Origin of the sequence: Sagittula sp. SSi028, assembly GCF_048553715.1 — a bacterium.
Taxonomy (GTDB): Bacteria; Pseudomonadota; Alphaproteobacteria; order Rhodobacterales; family Rhodobacteraceae; genus Sagittula.
Genome location: NZ_JBLZNC010000007.1, coordinates 80,350 through 98,078, shown reverse-complemented (window position 1 = coordinate 98,078; position 17,729 = coordinate 80,350). Strand labels below are relative to the sequence as shown.

The window sequence follows — 17,729 nt, the reverse complement described above, 5'->3', positions numbered from 1 at the left end:
CCCGCAACATGATACGAGAGGCCCGATGCCCGATCTCAACCAACCGCTTGGCGGCAACACCATGCCGCGCATGGGCGGCCCCGCCACAATGATGCGCCTGCCCACCCAAGACAGTGCCGAGGGGCTGGATGCTTGCTTTGTCGGCATTCCGATGGACATCGGCACATCGAACCGCTCTGGGACCCGTTTGGGTCCGCGCCAGATCCGCGACGAAAGCCGGATGATCCGCCCCTATAATATGGCGACCCGCGCCGCGCCGTTTGACCATATGCAAGTGGCGGACATCGGCGACGTGCCGATCAACACCTTTGATCTAAAAAAATCCGTCGACATCATCACCGACACATATCGCGCGATCCTGTCCCATGGATGCATCCCGCTGACGCTTGGCGGGGATCACACGCTGACCTGGCCGATCCTGCGCGCGATGGCCGAGACGCACGGGCCGGTCGCGCTGATCCATGTGGACGCGCACTCTGACACCAACGACCAGATGTTTGGCGAGTCCGTCGCGCATGGCTGTCCTTTCCGACGCGCCCATGAGGATGGGCTATTGCTGAACGACAAGGTGTTCCAGATCGGCCTGCGCGGCAGTGGCTACAGTCCCGATGATTTTGACTGGGGGCGTGATCAGGGCTGGACCGTCATTCCGGCGGAAGACTGTTGGCACAAATCGCTCGCGCCACTGATGGATCAGATCCGGTCGCAGGTCGGGGATGCGCCTGTTTACCTCAGCTATGACATCGACAGCCTCGACCCTGCTTTTGCGCCCGGAACGGGAACCGTCGAGGTCGGCGGGCTGACGACCATTCAAGGGCTGGAGATCATCCGCGGCTGCGCCGGTCTGAATCTGGTTGGCGGAGACCTGGTCGAAGTGTCACCCCCCTACGACACATCCGGTAATACGGCTGTCATCGCGGCGAACTACCTTTTCGAGATGCTCTGCGCCCTCCCCGGGTCTGCGGGCAAGGCGAATCTCCGACGCCCCTGACCCGAACCTACAAGTTTACAGCTGTAAATTGGCGCAGACTTTTTACAGCTGTAAACCTGAACACCCTCACGGAAGTCATTGAAGCCATACAGAAACAATGTGGCCGCAAAAAGAAAACCATTGACTTAGGCCGGTGAATCGAACCAGTTATCCCCAAGTGGCGCGAAAACGGCTACATTTCAGAATTTGGGGCAACCACATGATTCCGGTAACACCGATCGAAGCGGACCGACCATCGGAACTGGCGACGGATATTTCCGAGCGGCTGACCAGTGCGATCCGCGAACACCTACTGTCGGCTTTCGCGCCAGACAATACAAAATCTCTCCGCAGTTTTTCTGCACCCGAGGTCGCCGACCTTCTGGGTGTTTCGGGACAATTCCTGCGCAAAGCGCACGCCGAGGGCACATTGCCCGAACCGTCTGACGTACGCGGAGGCCGCCGGTACTACTCCGTGACCGAACTTCGCCACGCCCGTCAGACGCTGGAAGCCGGGTCGCGCAAGAAAGGCCGCTACCTTCCCGGACGGCGCGAAGGTGACAAGCTGCAAGTCTGGCAACTTATGAATTTCAAAGGCGGGTCGTCCAAATCGACGACAACAGTCCACCTTGCCCATTACCTCGCGCTGCGCGGTTATAAGGTTCTGGTCGTGGATCTCGACCCGCAGGGTTCGCTGACATCGATGTGCGGCATCTCGCCCGAGATCGAATTCGACGGGCTGACCGTCTATGACGCGATCCGCTACGACGATCCGGTCCCCTTCGCTGATGTCATCAAGCAGACCTATTTCCCCGGCATCTCTCTCGCCCCGTCGCGGCTGTTGCTGTCAGAGTTCGAGACTGAATCCGCCGTACACTCCGCCCCGGATCAGCCGTTCTTCACCCGCATTCGCGGCGCTTTGGAGCAGGTTGAGGCAGATTACGACATCGTGTTGATGGACAGCCCACCGCAGCTTGGCTTCCTCACCATCTCTGGCATGGCGGCGGCGACATCGCTGATCGTCCCGCTCACCCCGTCGATGCTCGATGTGTCGTCTACCGCGCAGTTCATGGAACTGGTGGGCGCCTATATGGGCGTGATCGAGGACGCGGGCGCGACGTTGCACTACGACAACTTCCGCTTCCTCATCACGCGTGATGAACCTACAGACGTCCCATCGCAGCAGCTGACATCGTTCATGCGGGCGCTGTTTCAGGATCGGGTCATGTCTGCCACGGCATTGAAATCCACCGCTATTAGCGATGCCACAATGCTGAAACAATCGATCTACGAGGTTGTCCGCTCTGACATGACGCGGGCGACATACGACCGCGCCAAACAGTCCATGGACGCGGTGGGCCAAGAGGTCGAGGTGATGATTCAAAAAGCGTGGGGGCGTAGCTGATGGCACGGAAAACACTAGGTGGCATGTCGGGGATTGCCAGCACCATCGCGCGCTCTGGCCCACAGGCCGCAAAGGATCGACCGGCACGCAGCAGTGCGCCGGCCTTGGGCGCGCTGCAAGGGTCCCTCACTGCGATCCGAGAGATTGACCCCGCGCTGATCGACGACTGGGGCCCCCGCGACCGGATGGAAGGGTTTACAGCTGTAAAGTCCGACGACGAGGGCGAGGGGTTTGACGCGCTGGTCGAAAGCATCCGTGAGGGCGGACAACAGGTTCCGATCCTCCTGCGCCGCGCGCCGACCGATGGCCGGTTCGAAGTTATCTATGGCCGGAGGCGTTTGGCAGCCTGTCGTGAACTGGGCATCAAGGTTAAAGCCAACGTTCAGGATCTCGACGATGACGCGGCTCTGCTTGCCAAGGGTCTGGAGAATGCAGCCCGACGCAACCTCTCTTTCTATGAGAAAGCGCGTTTTGCTGCCATGATCGCCGCAGCGGGTCACGACAGCAAAACGGCGCGGCAGGTTCTGGGTCTCAGCGCGTCTGGCCTGTCCCACCTGAACAAGATCATCGACAATGTTCCTGACGATGTGGGAGACCAGATCGGTGCGGCCCCGAAATCAGGCCGCCCGAAATGGACCGCGCTGGCGGATGCTTTTGCCGGTCAGAAGATCACCGCAAGTGCCGCGCTTGGTATTCTCGCCGGGTTCGACGCCTCTATGGGGTCTGACGAGCGTCTCGATCAGTTGTTGAAAGAGATCACACGACGGGGCGCCCGACCGGCGCAATCACGCGAGACAACGCCTGTCGAGGGAATCACCGTTAAATCCGGCAAGGCGGCTCTGTCCGTCAACATCTCCAAGGCCGGGACAAATGCCGCGTTTGGGAAATGGCTCGATGACAACATCGATCAGATCATCCGCGAGCAATACCGCACGTTTACAGCTGTAAACGACGCGGATTAACTTTCATTGAGAACGAGCAGAAAGGAGGAAGCACCGTAAAGAAAAACCCCCGAAACCGGAGGCTTCGAGGGCTGTAGCGCATAAGCGCCCTTAGCTTGACACCTAAAGGATACCAGCACTCGATTCGGCGAACAAGAGCAAACGCATCCGTGCGGAGGGTATTTCTTTGCCTGCTGGCATAAAATGACGAAAATTATAGGTGAGACCCGCTCCGGGTCGTGCTTTGCACAGGCTGCAGGGCAGGGGACAGCCATGTCTGACGGTTCCGTATGTCCGCCAGACAAATGGTTTCTGCTGCGCTGCGTCGAAACGGCCCGTGAACCCCTGGGGTTGAAATCGACAACGCTGTCCGTGTTGCGGGCAATGCTGTCCTATATGCGCGTCGACCAAATCTCGGATCGCGCGCAAGATGCCCATATCTGCTTTGCATCGAATGCGGCCTTGGCTGAGCGGTGCCATGTCAGCGTGCAGACCATCGAACGCCATGTGGCGCGGCTCGTCGAGCTGGGCCTGATCGAACGTGTTGCCAGCGCAAACGGCAAACGCTGGGCGCGGCGTGACAGGCAGGGCAGGGTGGTTCTGGCCACAGGGCTGTCTGTCCTGCCTGTGCTTTACCGGCATAAAGAATTGCTAAACCTTGCAGAGCAACACGCCGACACCATGGAACGCATCAAGGTTTTGCGGGATCGCTGCCTTATCGCGCTGGGACAACTGCGCGACACCATCGGCGAACATCTCAAGGAAATGCCAATCTACAGGCACGCGACACGTCTTTTGCGGCGCAAATTGAACGAAGATCACCTCGACATGCTGCTGTCGGACCTCAACGAGCATATGTCTGTGGAAGAAAAAGATAATTCAGTCAAATTGATGGGCAGCGACATAAAACCTGAGGGGCACAAAGAACCAAAAATTAATACTGAAGTAACACAAGAAATCCCAAACCAACCGGAACTGACCGAGGCTCAGATCAACGCAGCTTTCCCCCTGCTCTGTGCAGAGCTTCGTCACGCCAGAAACCAGTCACATTGCACCGAGATCATGCATGGATTGGCCAAAAGCATTGGTATCTCTTCGCTGTGGCCACAGATGACATCCAACGGACCGCTTCATAGCTTCATAATTTTGGGCTATGTCCTTGAACGTATTCATAAATTGCGCAGCGCCCGAGCATATGCCACTGCCTTGCTTAGAGATTTGGAAAGTGGCCAGCTAAAATGGGCAGACCTCGCACGTCCAAAGCAACCCCACCGCAAAACCCACGCCTATGTGTGACGCAGAAAAGCGCCCGATCCCGAAAGACCGGACGCCTAGAGGCCGAAGGATAGTCAGAGCACCGTCAGACGGTCTCAGACAGCAAGTCCGCAAAATGCTCGATGAAGCGATGCTTGAGGATTTTGCCGGTCGCGGCGGCTGGAAGGCTGTCGACCACGAAGATGCGGGTAGGGCGCTTATACCCGGTCAGACGGCCTGCCACGAAACCGCGAAGATCCTCTGGCGTGACCACATCGACGGCACGCGGCTGCACAAAGGCGAGCACTTCCTCGTCACCATTGATCGTGCGCCCGATGACTGCCGACTGCACGACGTCCGGGTGATCGTTCAGCGCGGCTTCGACCTCTGGCGGATAGACATTAAAGCCGCCGCGAATGATCAGCTCTTTGGCACGGCCTACAATGTGCAGATGCCCGTGCTCGTCGATGCGGCCCAAATCGCCGGTGCGCAGCCAGCCGTCCTGAACCGTTTGGGCGGTGACGTCAGGATTGCGGAAATACCCTTTCATCACGTGTGGACCGCGTGTCAGGACTTCGCCCACATCGCTATCCGCCCCCAAGGACAGGTCCAGTTTGATCTCGCACCCTGGCAGGGGCGGGCCGACAGAGATATCGGGATCCCCGATCATGTTGCGTGTTCCACAGATGCCTGCAGAGCTTTCCGTCATGCCGTAACCGTTCTGCAGGGCAAGCCCGTAAAAGGCTTCGGCCTTGCGCTTCCATGCAGGGTCCAAAGGTGCCGCGCCAGAAGAGACATAGCGCAGCGGCGCATTGTCCAACCGCGTCAAGCCAAGCTTTTCAGCATGCGCCATGAGCAGAGCATGCATTTGTGGTACCGCAGGCAGAACCGTGGTGCCGGACTGCAAAGCCTCCAGCAGTTTTGCAGGATCAAAGCGGGTCGCAAGCTGGATCATCGCCCCACAATGGGCGGCGGCCATCATCATCGACGCCACACCAAACACATGGGTCAAAGGCAGCCCGCCATAGATGTGGTCCGCATCGGTCAAATCGCGCAGATCGCAGGACGCTTTGGCCGCGAAAAGCAGATTGGCGTGGGACAGCATTACGCCTTTGGGATCTCCTGTTGTACCAGTTGTATACAACAAAATGGCCGGGTCTTCCGCGGTGTCTTCGGCAGGTTCGGGATCTGGCGACCCTTGCGCCAGATGCAACGCGCCAAAGCCGGTGGGGCAGGGGGTGGCATCACCCGCATGCGCGGCGGCCTCAGCAGACACGTGGCTGGTGTAGGCCACCAACGCCGGTTTCGCATGGCCACGGATCCGTTCGATTTCGGCGGCAGACATGCGGGCATTCACAGGCACAGCCCATGCCCCAATGCGCGATGCGGCATTGATCAGAACCGGCATGGACAGACAGTTCTCGCCGACAATCAGAACACGGTCGCCCTTGGAAACACCGTTTTTCGTCAGCAGGTTAGCGGCCTCTACGGTGAGTTTCGCATAGGCGCCCCAGCTATAGACGTGACCGTCGCAATCCATGATGGCACGGGCGTTCGGACGCGCCTGCGCGTTCCGGTCAACAAGGTGATGGATGCGGCTGGGGGTCATGCGTTTTCTCGTTCAGGTTGGAGCGCGTTCAGGCGCGACAGGGCGCGCTCGGCCTCGTGGGCCAGTGTGTCGACAATCTGCGCCAGCGGGGCAGGGGTGTCGGTCAGACCCAGCGCCTGCCCGGCGGACAGCAGCCCTTGCGATGTATCGCCTGTCTCGTAAGCGCGGCGCCCGATGGTGCCTGCCACGAGGGGACGGAGATCCTCGAACGTGATATCTGGCTTGGCTGCCTCAAGCTCGTGCACCGCGTCAGTTGTCAGGTTCTTCAACGTGCGGACCGTATTGCGGACCGATGCCATGGTCAGCACCGTGTCGCGTTCGCCCGCCTCGGCGAGACGGCGTTTATAATCGGGATGGGCGGGAATTTCGTCCGCGACCAGAAAGCGGGTCCCGATGACGACACCCTGCGCCCCGTTGGCGAGGGCCGATACAATCTGGCCACCGGTGGCGATGCCGCCGCCGATCAGAAAGGGGATGGTCAAACGACGCTCCGCCAGCCCCATGTTCACAAGGCTGCCAATCAGGTCGAGCCCGGGATGCCCGCCACATTCGGCGCCCACAATCGACACCATATCCACGCCGGACCGCTGTGCCGAAACCGCATAGCGGACAGAAGGCACCTTGTGCAGAACTCTGACGCCTGCATCCTGCAACATCGGCAGGTAGGCTTCGGGATTGCGGCCCGAAGTCTCGACAATTTTCAGCCCTTCATCGATGGCGATTTGAAAGATGCCCTCGGTCCGATCGCCGGGCACCAGCTTGGGCAGCATAGAGACGTTGAGCCCGAAAGGACGGTCCGTCAGCGTCTTTGTGCGCCGGATTTCCGCGCGCAGGCTGTCGTCGTCCGGCAGGCTGGCGGCCGTCAGAAACGGCAAAACACCGGCATTTGCTGCGGCTGCGACGTAATCCGCATTGGCCAGCCATTGCAGACCGCCCGCAACGATGGGCAGTTTTAGCCCCCAGTCACGGGCAAATTCCGTTTGCAGGATCATGCATCCCCTCCCTTGTCCAATCTGGCGCGTTTGAACACGCCGGTTGCGGTGGCGATCAGTCGATCGTCCTCATCCACCAGCTGCGCGGCGAGGAACAGCAATGACCGCCCCCCGCCGGTGACACGCCCTGTGGCTGTCACCCGTTTTCCCGCGAAGGCCGGCGCCAGAAACTGTGTTGTCATCGACACCGTCAGAAACGGTGTGCGCCCGCTGGGATCAACGGTCAGGGACGCGGTGGCGCCCATCGCATTGTCCAGCATGGTGGCGGCGATACCGCCATGTAACACATTGTGCCGGTTGGAATGTTTGTTGGATACATCGAGCATACAACGCGCACCCCCATCGGCATGGCCGACCTCCAACACGTAGCCCAAGCTGGTCTGCGCGCCGGTTTCATCGCGGATCGTCTCGATCATGCGGCGCGGTCCATCGACAGCCGGATAAAGCGTTCAAGATGGAAATCCGTGTCGCCAAAGCGATGGTCCACCATGCTCAGCCGTTTGGCAAAATGCCCCAGCGCATATTCCATGGTCATGCCGATGCCGCCGTGCATCTGAATGGATTCTTCGGCCACCAGACGCGCGGTGCGGCCAATCAGGTTCTTGGCCGCGCTGACGTGAAGATCCCGGTCCGCGTGATCGAGATGGCCGCACAGGTTGATCACAGCCGAACGCGCCTGTTCAATCTCGATCAACACATCGGCCATACGGTGCTGCAGCGCCTGAAATTTGCCGATGGGCTGGCCGAACTGTTTGCGCTGCTGCAGGTATTCCACGGTGAGCGTTTTGATCGTCTCCATCAGCCCCAGCGCCTCGGCGCATTGGGCGGCGATGGCGCGCGCTTGCGCTGTCTCGATCAGATCAAAGGCGTCCTCGGCCAGCAGCGCATCAACGGGCAGCGTGGCGTCGATCTGCAGCTCGGCCGCACGTCCGCCCCCGTTCAGCGGGTAATCCCGCAGGCTGACCTGATCCGCAGGTACCATAAACAGAGCGATGCCCCCTTCGTCATCCACATCGCCGGACACCCGTGCCGAGATGATAAAAGCGTCCGCTGCGGTGGCGAAATGGACCACGGCCTTGGACCCTGTGATCTGCCATCCCGCATCGGTCTTTGTGGCTGTGGTGGCTACATGAGACAGGTCATAGCGCGCGCCCGGCTCGCCATGGGCGAAGCCCAGAATGCGACCGGCTGTGATCTCCTCAACCTCGTCCGGACGGGTCTGGGCGATAACGGTGCCTGCCAGCAATGCGCTGTCGATCAAGGGGGAGGGCAATCCGGCGCGGCCCAGTTCCTCGGCCACGACCATGATGTCGAAACCATGACCGCCGAAACCGCCCTGACCTTCGGTGAACATGGCGCCGGGCAGGCCCATCTCGGCCAGACCGGACCACAGATCCGCATCCAGTCCGCTGTCGCTGTCGGTCGCGGCGGCGATCTTTTCGTGATCGGTGCTGTCCGCCAGAAAGCGGCGCAGCCCGTCCTGCAACATCTGGCGTTCTTCGGTGAGTTTGAAATCCATGTCTCAGAGCTCCAGAATGGCTTTGGAAATGATCGCGCGCTGCACCTCGTTGGAGCCGCCGTAGATCGAGAGTTTGCGGTTGTTGAAATAAGCCTGCGTTGCGGGCATCGCGTAGGACGGGCCGACCGGTTCGACATTGGATCCCTCGTCGAGCGATTCCGACACAAAGGGCGCCGCATAGGGGCCGACGGCCTGTTTGGTCAGCGCGTTGATTTCCTGACGGATCACGGTGCCCTTGACCTTGAGCATGGAGCTTTCGGCACCCGGTGCCTGACCGGCTGCGGCGGCGGCGATGGTGCGCAGGTTGGTGGTGGCCATGGCCATCAGATCGATTTCCACCTGCGCCATCTTGGCCGCAAAAAACGGGTTCTGGATCAGCGGTTTGCCGTCTTGCTTCTGCTCGCCCGCGATGCGTTTCAGCGACGCCAGACCCGCCCGCGCAAAGCCCACGCCCGCAATATTCGTCCGCTCATGGGTCAGCAGGTATTTGGCGTAGGTCCAGCCCTTGTTTTCCTCCCCCACGAGGTTTTCGGCAGGCACGCGCACGTCCTTGAACCAGACCTCGTTGACCTCAGGCTCGCCGTCGATCAGCACGATGGGGCGGACTTCGACGCCGGGGCTGTCCATGTCCACCAGCAGGAACGAAATGCCTTCTTGGCGTTTGCCTTCTTTCGAGGTCCGCACAAGGCAGAAGATCATGTTCGCGTGCTGGCCCAATGTGGTCCAGGTCTTTTGCCCGTTGACGATGTAGTGATCGCCATCGCGCACGGCGGTGGTCTGCACATTGGCCAGATCCGACCCCGCGCCGGGTTCGGAATAGCCCTGACACCACCAGTCATCGCCGTTCAGGATACGCGGCAGGTAATGCGCCTTTTGGGCGTCATTGCCGAAGGCCATCAACACCGGCCCCAACATGGCAAGCCCGAAGGGCACGATGCGCGGCGCATGGGCGGCGGTGGTTTCTTCCTCGAAAATATGGCGCTGGACGGCGTCCCATCCGGTGCCGCCCTGGTCCACGGGCCAGTTCACGCCCAGCCAGCCGCGCGCGTTAAGGATGGCGTGCCATTCCTCATGGTCCTGTTTGGTCAGACGCTTGCCGCTTGCGACCTTGTCGGACAGGCGCTTGGGCAGGTTTTCGGAAAGAAAGGCGCGCACGTCCTCGCGGAACGCCTGTTGGTCGTCGCTGTAGCTGAGGTCCATCGGGGTCCTCCTTAGTTAAAGATTTCAAACAGGCCGGCTGCGCCTTGACCGCCGCCGATGCACATGGTGACCACGCCCAGCTTGGCGCGCTGACGCCGCCCTTGCAGCAGCAGGTGGCCGGTCATACGCGCGCCCGTCATGCCGAACGGATGCCCGATCGAGATCGACCCGCCGTTGACGTTCAGTTTCGCCGGATCGATGCCCAGACGGTCACGGCAGTAGATGACCTGACTGGCAAAGGCTTCGTTGAGTTCCCAAAGGTCGATGTCGTCGACACTTAGCCCATGGCGTTCCAACAGGCGCGGCACGGCAAAAACCGGGCCGATGCCCATTTCGTCAGGCTCGCACCCTGCCACGGCAAAGCCCAGATAGCGGCCCAGCGGGGCCAGACCGGCGGCTGCGGCTTCGTCCTCGTGCATCATCACAAGGCTCGCGGCCCCGTCGGACAATTGCGAGGCATTGCCTGCGGTGATGAATTTGTCCGCGCCCATCACGGGTTCCAGACCCGACAGCCCGTCCAGCGTGGTGCCGGGGCGGTTGCATTCATCGGCGTCAATGGTCAGCGTTTGCTGGGAGATCTCGCCGGTTTCCTTGTCCTTGACGGCTTTGGTGACGTCCATCGGGACGATCTCATCGGCAAACAGACCGGCCTGTTGGGCGGCGGCGGTGCGGCGTTGCGATTCCACGGCCAAGGCATCCTGATCGGCGCGGCTGATGCCATAGCGGGCAGCCACCGTATCGGCGGTGTCGATCATGGTCATATATAGCTCGGGCTTGTGTGCCTCGATCCATGGCTCGCGCGAATGGCGCGGCGGCGGCTGGTTGAGCGAGATGCTCTCGACCCCGCCGACCAGAACCGCGCGGGCGCCTTCACCGGCGATCATATGCCCCCCCATGGCGATGGCCTGCAGCCCCGAGGCGCAGAAACGGTTGACCGTGGTGCCCGCGACGCTCACCGGCAGACCTGCACGAATGACCGCCTGACGCCCCAGATTGCCGCCTGTGGCATGTTCGGGATAGCCGGTGCCCCAGATGCTGTCCTCGATCAGCGCGGGATCAATGCCGGAACGGTCCACGGCGTGACGGGCCACGTGACCGGCCATGGTCACCCCGTGGGTCTGGTTAAAGGCACCGCGCGCGGCCTTGCCGATGGCGGTGCGGGCGGTCGATACGATGACGGCCTTGGTCATTTTGTGCTGTCCTTGTTGAGATCGGCAAAGCTGCGGCCGTCGGAGACAAGCTGTTCCAGAAGCGGCGCGGGTTGCCAGAAATAGGGGTCGGTCTCAGCCCATGTGCGGATGTCGTCGAGCAGGGCAGGCAGGCCCACGCTGTCGGCCCAATGCATCGGGCCACCGCGCCAACGCGGAAATCCGTAGCCGTAGAGCAGCGTCACATCCACGTCCAAGGGGCGCGCGGCGATGCCTTCGCCCACGACCTTTGCGGCCTCGTTCACCATTGCGGCCATGTAGCGGCGCTGGATCTGCTCGGCGTCAAAGCTTTGCTGCGGGCGGTCGCCACGGGCAGCAATGATCAGTGGGCCAACTTCGGGGTTGGGCGTGCCTTTGCGCCCCTCGTAGGTGTAATACCCCTGACCTGTTTTCTGGCCGAGCCAGCCCTTGTGATACATCTCGTCCGCCCATGTGGGGGTGACGTCGCGGGCATCGCGGGTCGCGACCTTGCGCGCGCGGGTCATGTAGCCGATGTCCAGACCGGCCAGATCGGCCATCTCGAACGGCCCCATGGGCAGGCCAAAGCCCTTGATCGCGGCGTCAATGTCAAACGGCGATGCGCCGTCAAGGATCATCCGGTCTGCCGCCCCGCGATAGGTGGCCAGAATGCGGTTGCCTATGAAGCCGTCACAGTTGCCGGCGCGCACCGCCACCTTTCCCAAACGTTTTGCCAGCGCAAAGGCCGTGGCGGTCACATCCGTGGCTGTCCCATCCGGCACCACCACCTCGAGCAGTTTCATCACATGCGCGGGTGAGAAAAAGTGCAGCCCGATCACATCCTGCGGGCGTTTGGTGGACTCTGCGATCTCGGCCACGTCCAGATAAGAGGTGTTCGTGGCCAGAATGGCACCCGGTTTCATCACCGCGTCGAGCTGGGCAAAGACCTCCTTCTTGACGGTCATGTCTTCGAACACCGCCTCGATGGTCAGATTGACGTCCGATAGAGCGGTGTAATCCGTGGCAGTCGTCAGCTGTGACAGGGCGGCGGCGGCGTCCCTAAGCTTGCCGCGTTTGACCGCCGCGTCGAGGTTGGCCGTGATGGTGGTGCGCGCCTTATCGGCGCTGGCATCGTCGCGTTCGATCAGCGTGACGGACAAGCTGGACAACAGACAGGCCGTGGCGATGCCTGCGCCCATCGTGCCGCCACCGATGACCCCCACATGGGCCACGTCGCGCGGGGCAACCCCCTTCAGCTCCGGCAATTTTGACACTTTGCGGTCGTTGAAGAACGCGTGGATCAGACCGGCGCGCTGCGGGGTCTCCATCAATTCAAGAAACAGGCGGCGTTCCTCGGCCATGCCGTCGGCAAAGGGCAGGGCGGCTGCAGCCACCGCGTCGATGGCCTGTAGGGGGGCGACCTCGCCACGGGATTTCTTGGCCCAAAGCGCGCGGGCTGTGTCAAACGCCTGTGCATCCGGCGCGGGGCTGGGCAGGTCGGACACGCGGCGCGGGGCGGTCCCTGCGGTAAGCAATTCCCGCGCGTAGTCCTTTGCCGCCTCGACAATATCACCGTCGGTTACGCGGTCGATCAGACCGATCTCCAACGCGCCTTTGGCCGAGGCCGCCCCGCCTGCGGGGATCATGTCCAACGCTGCGGCATAGCCGGTCAGCCGTGGCATTCGTTGGGTGCCGCCCGCCCCGGGCAGAAGGCCCAGTTTGACCTCGGGAAAGCCGAAGCGTGCGCCGGTCTGGGCCAAGCGGAAATGACAGCCAAGCGCGACCTCGCAGCCGCCGCCAAGCGCGGGTCCGTGAACGGCGGCGATGACCGGTTTGGCGCTTGCCTCGATACGGGCGCAGACATCGGGCAGGGCAGGGGGCTGGGGCGGTTTGCCGAACTCGGAAATATCCGCGCCGCCCAGAAACAGCGATCCAGCGCCGTGCAGAATGGCGATATGCGCGCTGTCGTCTTGTGCAAGCCGGTCAATCGCGTCCCACAGGCCCTGACGGACGGCCTGCCCCAGCGCGTTGACGGGCGGATTGTCGATAGTGATGACAGCGATGCCATCGGCAGAGGAATATCGGACGGGGGATGTCATGTTAGTCTCCTGAAAGTCTGGCGGTCAGTCGCGTAAGGTCAGCGTCGCAGGCTGTCCCATCATGCGCTCAAGCTCTTGGACCGCCGCGTTAAGCTGGGGGCCGACCTCGTGTTCCATCCGGTCCATCGACAGATCCTTGGGCATGGCCCCGCAGGTGAAAACGACCGGCTCGGTCAGATCCCGGGCGTGGAACGGCTTGGACACGGCATGGATGTCGCGGGCGAAATACTGGTCCGGTGGGGTGATCGCGAAGCCGCGTGTCACCAGTTGTGTGTAGGCGCTCTGGCGCGCGGCGATGGCGGTGTCGGGGGTCAGTCCACGGTCGCCTTCGGCGTTGGCAACCGTCGTCTTGAACAGCTCATCGGACATGGCCGCCAGCATGGTATGGCCCGACGAGGTGCCGTTGAACGGCAGGCGGTGGCCGGTTTCCAGCCACAGCGAAGACACGCCGCGCGGCCGCCACGTGCGCACGATCAACAGCTTTGCGTTGTCCCGTGCCAGCAACAGCGACAGCGTGCCGGTGGCGTCCGCCAGCCCCTGCATGATCGGGCCTGCAAGCTCGACAAAGGAAATCGAGGCCTGCGCCACATTGCCAAGGGCCAGCAGCGCAGGCCCCGGGCGGTAGCGGTCGTTGCGGCCGCTGTGGGTCAGATACCCCAGCGACCGCAGTGTAAAGGTCAGCCGCGATACGGTGCTTTTGGGCAGACCTGTGCGCTCTGCGATCTCGGCATTGCCAAGACCGTCGTCCGACGCGCGAAAGGCGCGCAGGACCATCAGACCACGGGCCAGTGTGGTGGCAAAGCGGCGGTCGGTCGTATCGGGGCTGGGTGTCATCATGGCGCGGCGCTCACATAGAATTGGGGATCAAAAGCGACAGGATCGGGAAGGCCATGATCAGCGCCAGAACGATCACATCGATGCTGAGAAACCGCACGATGCCAGAGAAGATCCGGTCAATCGGGACTTCCTTGCCGACCACGGAGCCGATGACAAAGACGTTCAGACCCACAGGCGGTGTGATCAGCCCGATTTCGAGCAATTTGATCACCACCACGCCGAACCAGATCAGGTCCAGCCCGTAGCCTTCGACCAGTGGCACCAGCAGCGGAAGCGTCAGCACCATGATCCCGATGGGGTCAAGGAACATGCCCAAGGCCAGATAGATCAGCGCAATGGCCAGCATCAGCACCACCACATTGAGGTCGGCGTTCTGCACAGCGGTCACGATATCGCCCGCCACGCCGGTCAGCGCGATAAAGGCCACAAAGATCTTGGCCCCCGCAGCGATCACAAAGATTGACGTCGTCTGCACCACGGTCTCGCGCAGCGCCTCGATCACGTCGCGGATCGACAGTTTGCGCTGTGCAAAGCCGATCAGCAGCGTGGCCGACACACAGACGGCGGCTGCCTCGGTCGCGGTAAAGACGCCGCCATAGATGCCGCCGACGATGATGAAGAACAGCAGCACGGCGGGCCATGCCTCCAGCGCGGCCTGCATCCGGTCACGGCCTGTGATCGTCCCGTCAAAGGCAGGCGCCGCCGCAGGATCGCGCATGACCCACAGCCAGATCACAAAGACAAAGCCCAGAAGCGAGATCAGACCGGGGATGATGCCCGCCAGAAACAGCGCCGAGATCGAGGTTTCGGTAAAGATGCCGTAGATGATGAACAGCACGGAGGGCGGGATCAGACTGCCCAGCGTACCGCCTGCGGCCACAGATGCGGTGGCCAGACGCTTGTCGTAACCCATCCGCAGCATCTCGGGCGCGCAGATCCGCCCCATGGTCGATGCGCAGGCAATCGACGATCCGGTGATTGCGGAAAACCCGCCACAGCCCACAACGGACGCCATCGCCACACCGCCGGGAATACTGGCCAGCCAGACGCGCGCGGCATGGTAAATCTTGGTGGTGATGTCGGCTTTGTAGGCGATGTGCCCCAAGGCCACGAAGAGCGGGATCATCGACAGATCGTAGCTGTGGATCAGATCGAAGGAGTTGGAGAACACCAATGACGATGTGGGCCGGATCGCCCGGTCAGGATTGAATGCGCCGGTGCGAAAGGCAAACATCGCAAAGGTGCCGACAGTCGCCACTGCAGCAAGGGCAAAGGCAATCGGCACCCGCGCGCCAAGCAGCAACAGCAGTGATGCAAAGGCCACGAGGCCAACAACGGTTCCGTCCATCACACGGCCTCCTTGGGGTGGTCGTCGGTCAGCCGTCCGCCGGATCGCAGGGTGCGGATGTCAGCCACAACCATCACGGCAAGACGCAGCCAGCACACGGCCATGCCCACCAGAAAGATCACACGTCCCGGCCATTTCGGCAGCTGTAGCTCGCCAAAGTAGAAAGAGCCCTTTTCAATGGCGCCAAAGGCCTCGCGCCAGCCCGCCCAGATCAGCGGGGCCAAGGCGATCAGCCCGAAGAGCGAGCCAAACACGATCAGCCCGTCCGCCACCCTTGGCGGCAGCCGGTTAGAGACGAATTCAACCGCAATATGGGCGCGTGCGGCGGTTGTGGCGGCCAGCGGCAGAACCACCGCGGCGACCATCAGCTCTGCCACGATGACGGTGCTGTCTGGCAGGCCCGAATTGAACAGCGCGCGCAGCAGGACATTGGCCGTAATCACAAGGCCAAGCCCCAGGACGGCGCATATGGAAAGATCGACGAGCAAACGCTCGATCCGGCGCAGCATGGTGACACCTGTCGTTCTGGAATGGGGAAGGGGGCCGCCACCCGCATCTGCGGCAGGTGGCGGCGGGATCGGGCGATGGGATCAGCGCTCCCAGGGGTAGCCTTGTGCGTCACGCTTGGCGGCGTATTCGGCCAGCAGGGCTTTGTATTCCTCCAGCAGCGCTTGGCCATCCAGACCGACAGATCCGGCACGTTCCACCCATTGCTCGACGTAGGGTTCACCCGCTTCGACCAGTTTTGCGCGGTCCGCATCGGGCAGGGTGATGATCTCGACGCCGGCCGCCTTCATGGTTTCGATGGCCTTGTTGTTGTCGGCGGTGATCAGGCGGCCCAGTTCATCGGCCATGCCTTCGCCTGCATCCAACAGCGCCTGCTGGTTCTCTTCAGACAGGCTGTCGAACATGTCCTTGTTCATCAGGATGCCGAGGCCCCCGACCTGACCCCAGTTCATCAGGGTATAGCTGTCGATCACCTCGTGCTGCTTGAGCGCGGCAGTGGCGTAGCTGTAGCCTTGCGAGCAATCCAGCAGCCCGGAATCCAGCCCCTGATAGGCGTCGTAGATCGACATCGGCACCATATTGGCCCCCATGTCGCGGAAGGTATCGCCATAGGCACCGGTGCCACGGACCTTTTTGCCTGCGATATCGTCAACGGAGCGGATGGCGGTGCCTTTACAGCCGATATGCACCGCAGAGGTGGTAAAGGTGCCAAGGTAGACAAGGTTCATGTCCGCCAGATTGGCTTGAATGCTTTCGTTATTGCGCAACAGCGCATCGGTGGCCTTCATGCCAACCCAGGCGTCGTCATTCTGCAGCGGCAGATCGGCGATGCCATAGGCCACCATTTCCTGCGGGAAATAGACCGAAATGATGGTCCCCAGATCCGCGACGCCGTCGCCGATTCCGTTCAGCGCCGCACCGGCCTTGAACAGGGCGCCCCCCCATTGGATGTCGAATTGCAGATCGCCGCCAGACAGTTCGGTGGCTTTCTCGGTGAAAAAGGTGGTGGCCGCAGCGCGCGCGCCCCGGTTCGGCCCGGCTTCACCAAGGATCAGCGTGGTTTCTGCCTGAACAGCGTACGTGGATGCAAGCAGCGCGCCCAAGGCGGCTGTTTTCAAAAGTTTCATGGTTTCCTCCCTTAGAATTCCACTATGCGGAACGCTATTTCACATAGTACGCACGGCACCCCCCGAACTGGCAAGGGGTTGCATGCTGATAGCACGTATATCTGTGCATCGACGGGATTGCAGAAATCCCGCTGCATTGCCGCAAGGGAAGCATAGCGCGCCATGCAGACCGCTTTGACGCAGTCGAGCAGCGCTGTGGAATAAGGGGGCGGGAATCCGCAACTCGACCGTGCAGGCGCGGCATCGGGACTAGATCTGGCGTGCGACCCAGTCCAGCGCGCCATCCAGCGTGTCACCCACAGGTTCGGCCAACGCGCCCGCGAATTGCAGAAATGCCGCGACATTGTTGGGGTTCACTGACAGAATCACCGGAATGTCGCGCGATAGCGCCTCGGCGATCACGGGGCGAAATCCGCGCCCGTCGATCTCTTGCTTGCCGTATTTGTTGGCGATCAGCAGCGCCGGTGCGTGATCCAGCGCTTTGGCCACCAGACCCACGGCCTGCTCCAGTCCTGCCGGGTCCAACCGGCAGCCCCGCGACAAGACCCCAAGGTTCTGGCTGATGCGGATCACGTCCTGACCGGACAGGATATGCAGATCCATATCGCATTTGCGCGCGGGATCGGTTTCGCGGTTGATCTGGATCGCCCCGGCAAGCGGCACGTTTTGCGCACGCAGGTGTTGCGCGACGCAGGTCAGAAGCCTGTCTCCGGTGCCGCGCCCCTCGGCGCTGATGTATCCCAACATGCGCGGTG

Annotated in this window: 16 protein-coding genes; 4 read left to right on the top strand and 12 right to left on the bottom strand. The window is 61.7% G+C overall.

What is annotated here, in order from left to right; all coding sequences use genetic code 11:
* Positions 1-25 precede the first annotated feature (25 nt).
* From speB to ACN5AZ_RS14270, 4 genes are all read left to right on the top strand, one after another.
* Complete coding sequence (gene speB, locus ACN5AZ_RS14285) at positions 26-991, top strand: agmatinase (protein ID WP_419429571.1); 966 nt, start codon at positions 26-28, stop codon at positions 989-991.
* Positions 992-1,190: 199 nt separating this feature from the next.
* On the top strand, positions 1,191-2,375 hold the full coding sequence (repA, locus tag ACN5AZ_RS14280; RefSeq protein WP_419429570.1) for a plasmid partitioning protein RepA: 1,185 nt from the start codon (positions 1,191-1,193) through the stop codon (positions 2,373-2,375).
* Entirely contained in the window at positions 2,375-3,337 is a 963-nt protein-coding gene (gene repB, locus ACN5AZ_RS14275) for a plasmid partitioning protein RepB (protein WP_419429569.1), read from the top strand. Before repA ends, repB begins: the two co-directional genes overlap by 1 nt.
* Positions 3,338-3,589: 252 nt before the next feature.
* Positions 3,590-4,612, top strand: coding sequence for a helix-turn-helix domain-containing protein (locus ACN5AZ_RS14270; protein ID WP_419429568.1), 1,023 nt, complete (start codon positions 3,590-3,592; stop codon positions 4,610-4,612).
* Positions 4,613-4,676: 64 nt separating this feature from the next.
* Here the strand turns inward: ACN5AZ_RS14270 and ACN5AZ_RS14265 are convergent, their stop codons facing one another.
* From ACN5AZ_RS14265 to ACN5AZ_RS14210, 12 genes are all read right to left on the bottom strand, one after another.
* Positions 4,677-6,179 (bottom strand): class I adenylate-forming enzyme family protein, encoded by a 1,503-nt coding sequence (locus ACN5AZ_RS14265; protein WP_419429567.1) that lies wholly within the window; start codon positions 6,177-6,179, stop codon positions 4,677-4,679.
* Positions 6,176-7,171, bottom strand: coding sequence for an NAD(P)H-dependent flavin oxidoreductase (locus tag ACN5AZ_RS14260; RefSeq protein WP_419429566.1), 996 nt, complete (start codon positions 7,169-7,171; stop codon positions 6,176-6,178). The genes ACN5AZ_RS14265 and ACN5AZ_RS14260 overlap by 4 nt, the downstream gene beginning before the upstream one ends.
* On the bottom strand, positions 7,168-7,587 hold the full coding sequence (locus tag ACN5AZ_RS14255) for a PaaI family thioesterase (RefSeq protein WP_419429565.1): 420 nt from the start codon (positions 7,585-7,587) through the stop codon (positions 7,168-7,170). The genes ACN5AZ_RS14260 and ACN5AZ_RS14255 overlap by 4 nt, the downstream gene beginning before the upstream one ends.
* Complete coding sequence (locus tag ACN5AZ_RS14250; RefSeq protein WP_419429564.1) at positions 7,584-8,690, bottom strand: acyl-CoA dehydrogenase family protein; 1,107 nt, start codon at positions 8,688-8,690, stop codon at positions 7,584-7,586. The genes ACN5AZ_RS14255 and ACN5AZ_RS14250 overlap by 4 nt, the downstream gene beginning before the upstream one ends.
* Positions 8,691-8,693: 3 nt before the next feature.
* Positions 8,694-9,890, bottom strand: coding sequence for an acyl-CoA dehydrogenase family protein (locus tag ACN5AZ_RS14245; protein ID WP_419429563.1), 1,197 nt, complete (start codon positions 9,888-9,890; stop codon positions 8,694-8,696).
* Positions 9,891-9,901: 11 nt separating this feature from the next.
* Complete coding sequence (locus tag ACN5AZ_RS14240; RefSeq protein ID WP_419429562.1) at positions 9,902-11,080, bottom strand: acetyl-CoA C-acyltransferase; 1,179 nt, start codon at positions 11,078-11,080, stop codon at positions 9,902-9,904.
* The gene (locus ACN5AZ_RS14235) at positions 11,077-13,155 is read right to left on the bottom strand and encodes a 3-hydroxyacyl-CoA dehydrogenase NAD-binding domain-containing protein (protein ID WP_419429561.1); all 2,079 of its coding nucleotides are present in this window, start codon (positions 13,153-13,155) and stop codon (positions 11,077-11,079) included. Before ACN5AZ_RS14235 ends, ACN5AZ_RS14240 begins: the two co-directional genes overlap by 4 nt.
* 24 nt (positions 13,156-13,179) lie before the next feature.
* The gene (locus tag ACN5AZ_RS14230; protein ID WP_419429560.1) at positions 13,180-13,992 is read right to left on the bottom strand and encodes an IclR family transcriptional regulator; all 813 of its coding nucleotides are present in this window, start codon (positions 13,990-13,992) and stop codon (positions 13,180-13,182) included.
* A gap of 10 nt (positions 13,993-14,002) precedes the next feature.
* A complete protein-coding gene (locus ACN5AZ_RS14225) occupies positions 14,003-15,340 on the bottom strand; it encodes a TRAP transporter large permease (RefSeq protein WP_419429559.1) in 1,338 nt (445 codons plus the stop codon).
* Positions 15,340-15,849, bottom strand: a complete 510-nt coding sequence (locus ACN5AZ_RS14220) for a TRAP transporter small permease (protein ID WP_419429558.1) — start codon at positions 15,847-15,849, stop codon at positions 15,340-15,342. Before ACN5AZ_RS14220 ends, ACN5AZ_RS14225 begins: the two co-directional genes overlap by 1 nt.
* Positions 15,850-15,930: 81 nt before the next feature.
* A complete protein-coding gene (locus ACN5AZ_RS14215; protein ID WP_419429557.1) occupies positions 15,931-16,974 on the bottom strand; it encodes a C4-dicarboxylate TRAP transporter substrate-binding protein in 1,044 nt (347 codons plus the stop codon).
* 249 nt (positions 16,975-17,223) lie between these two features.
* Positions 17,224-17,721 (bottom strand): DUF2478 domain-containing protein, encoded by a 498-nt coding sequence (locus ACN5AZ_RS14210; protein WP_419429556.1) that lies wholly within the window; start codon positions 17,719-17,721, stop codon positions 17,224-17,226.
* Between the last annotated feature and the right edge of the window lie 8 nt (positions 17,722-17,729).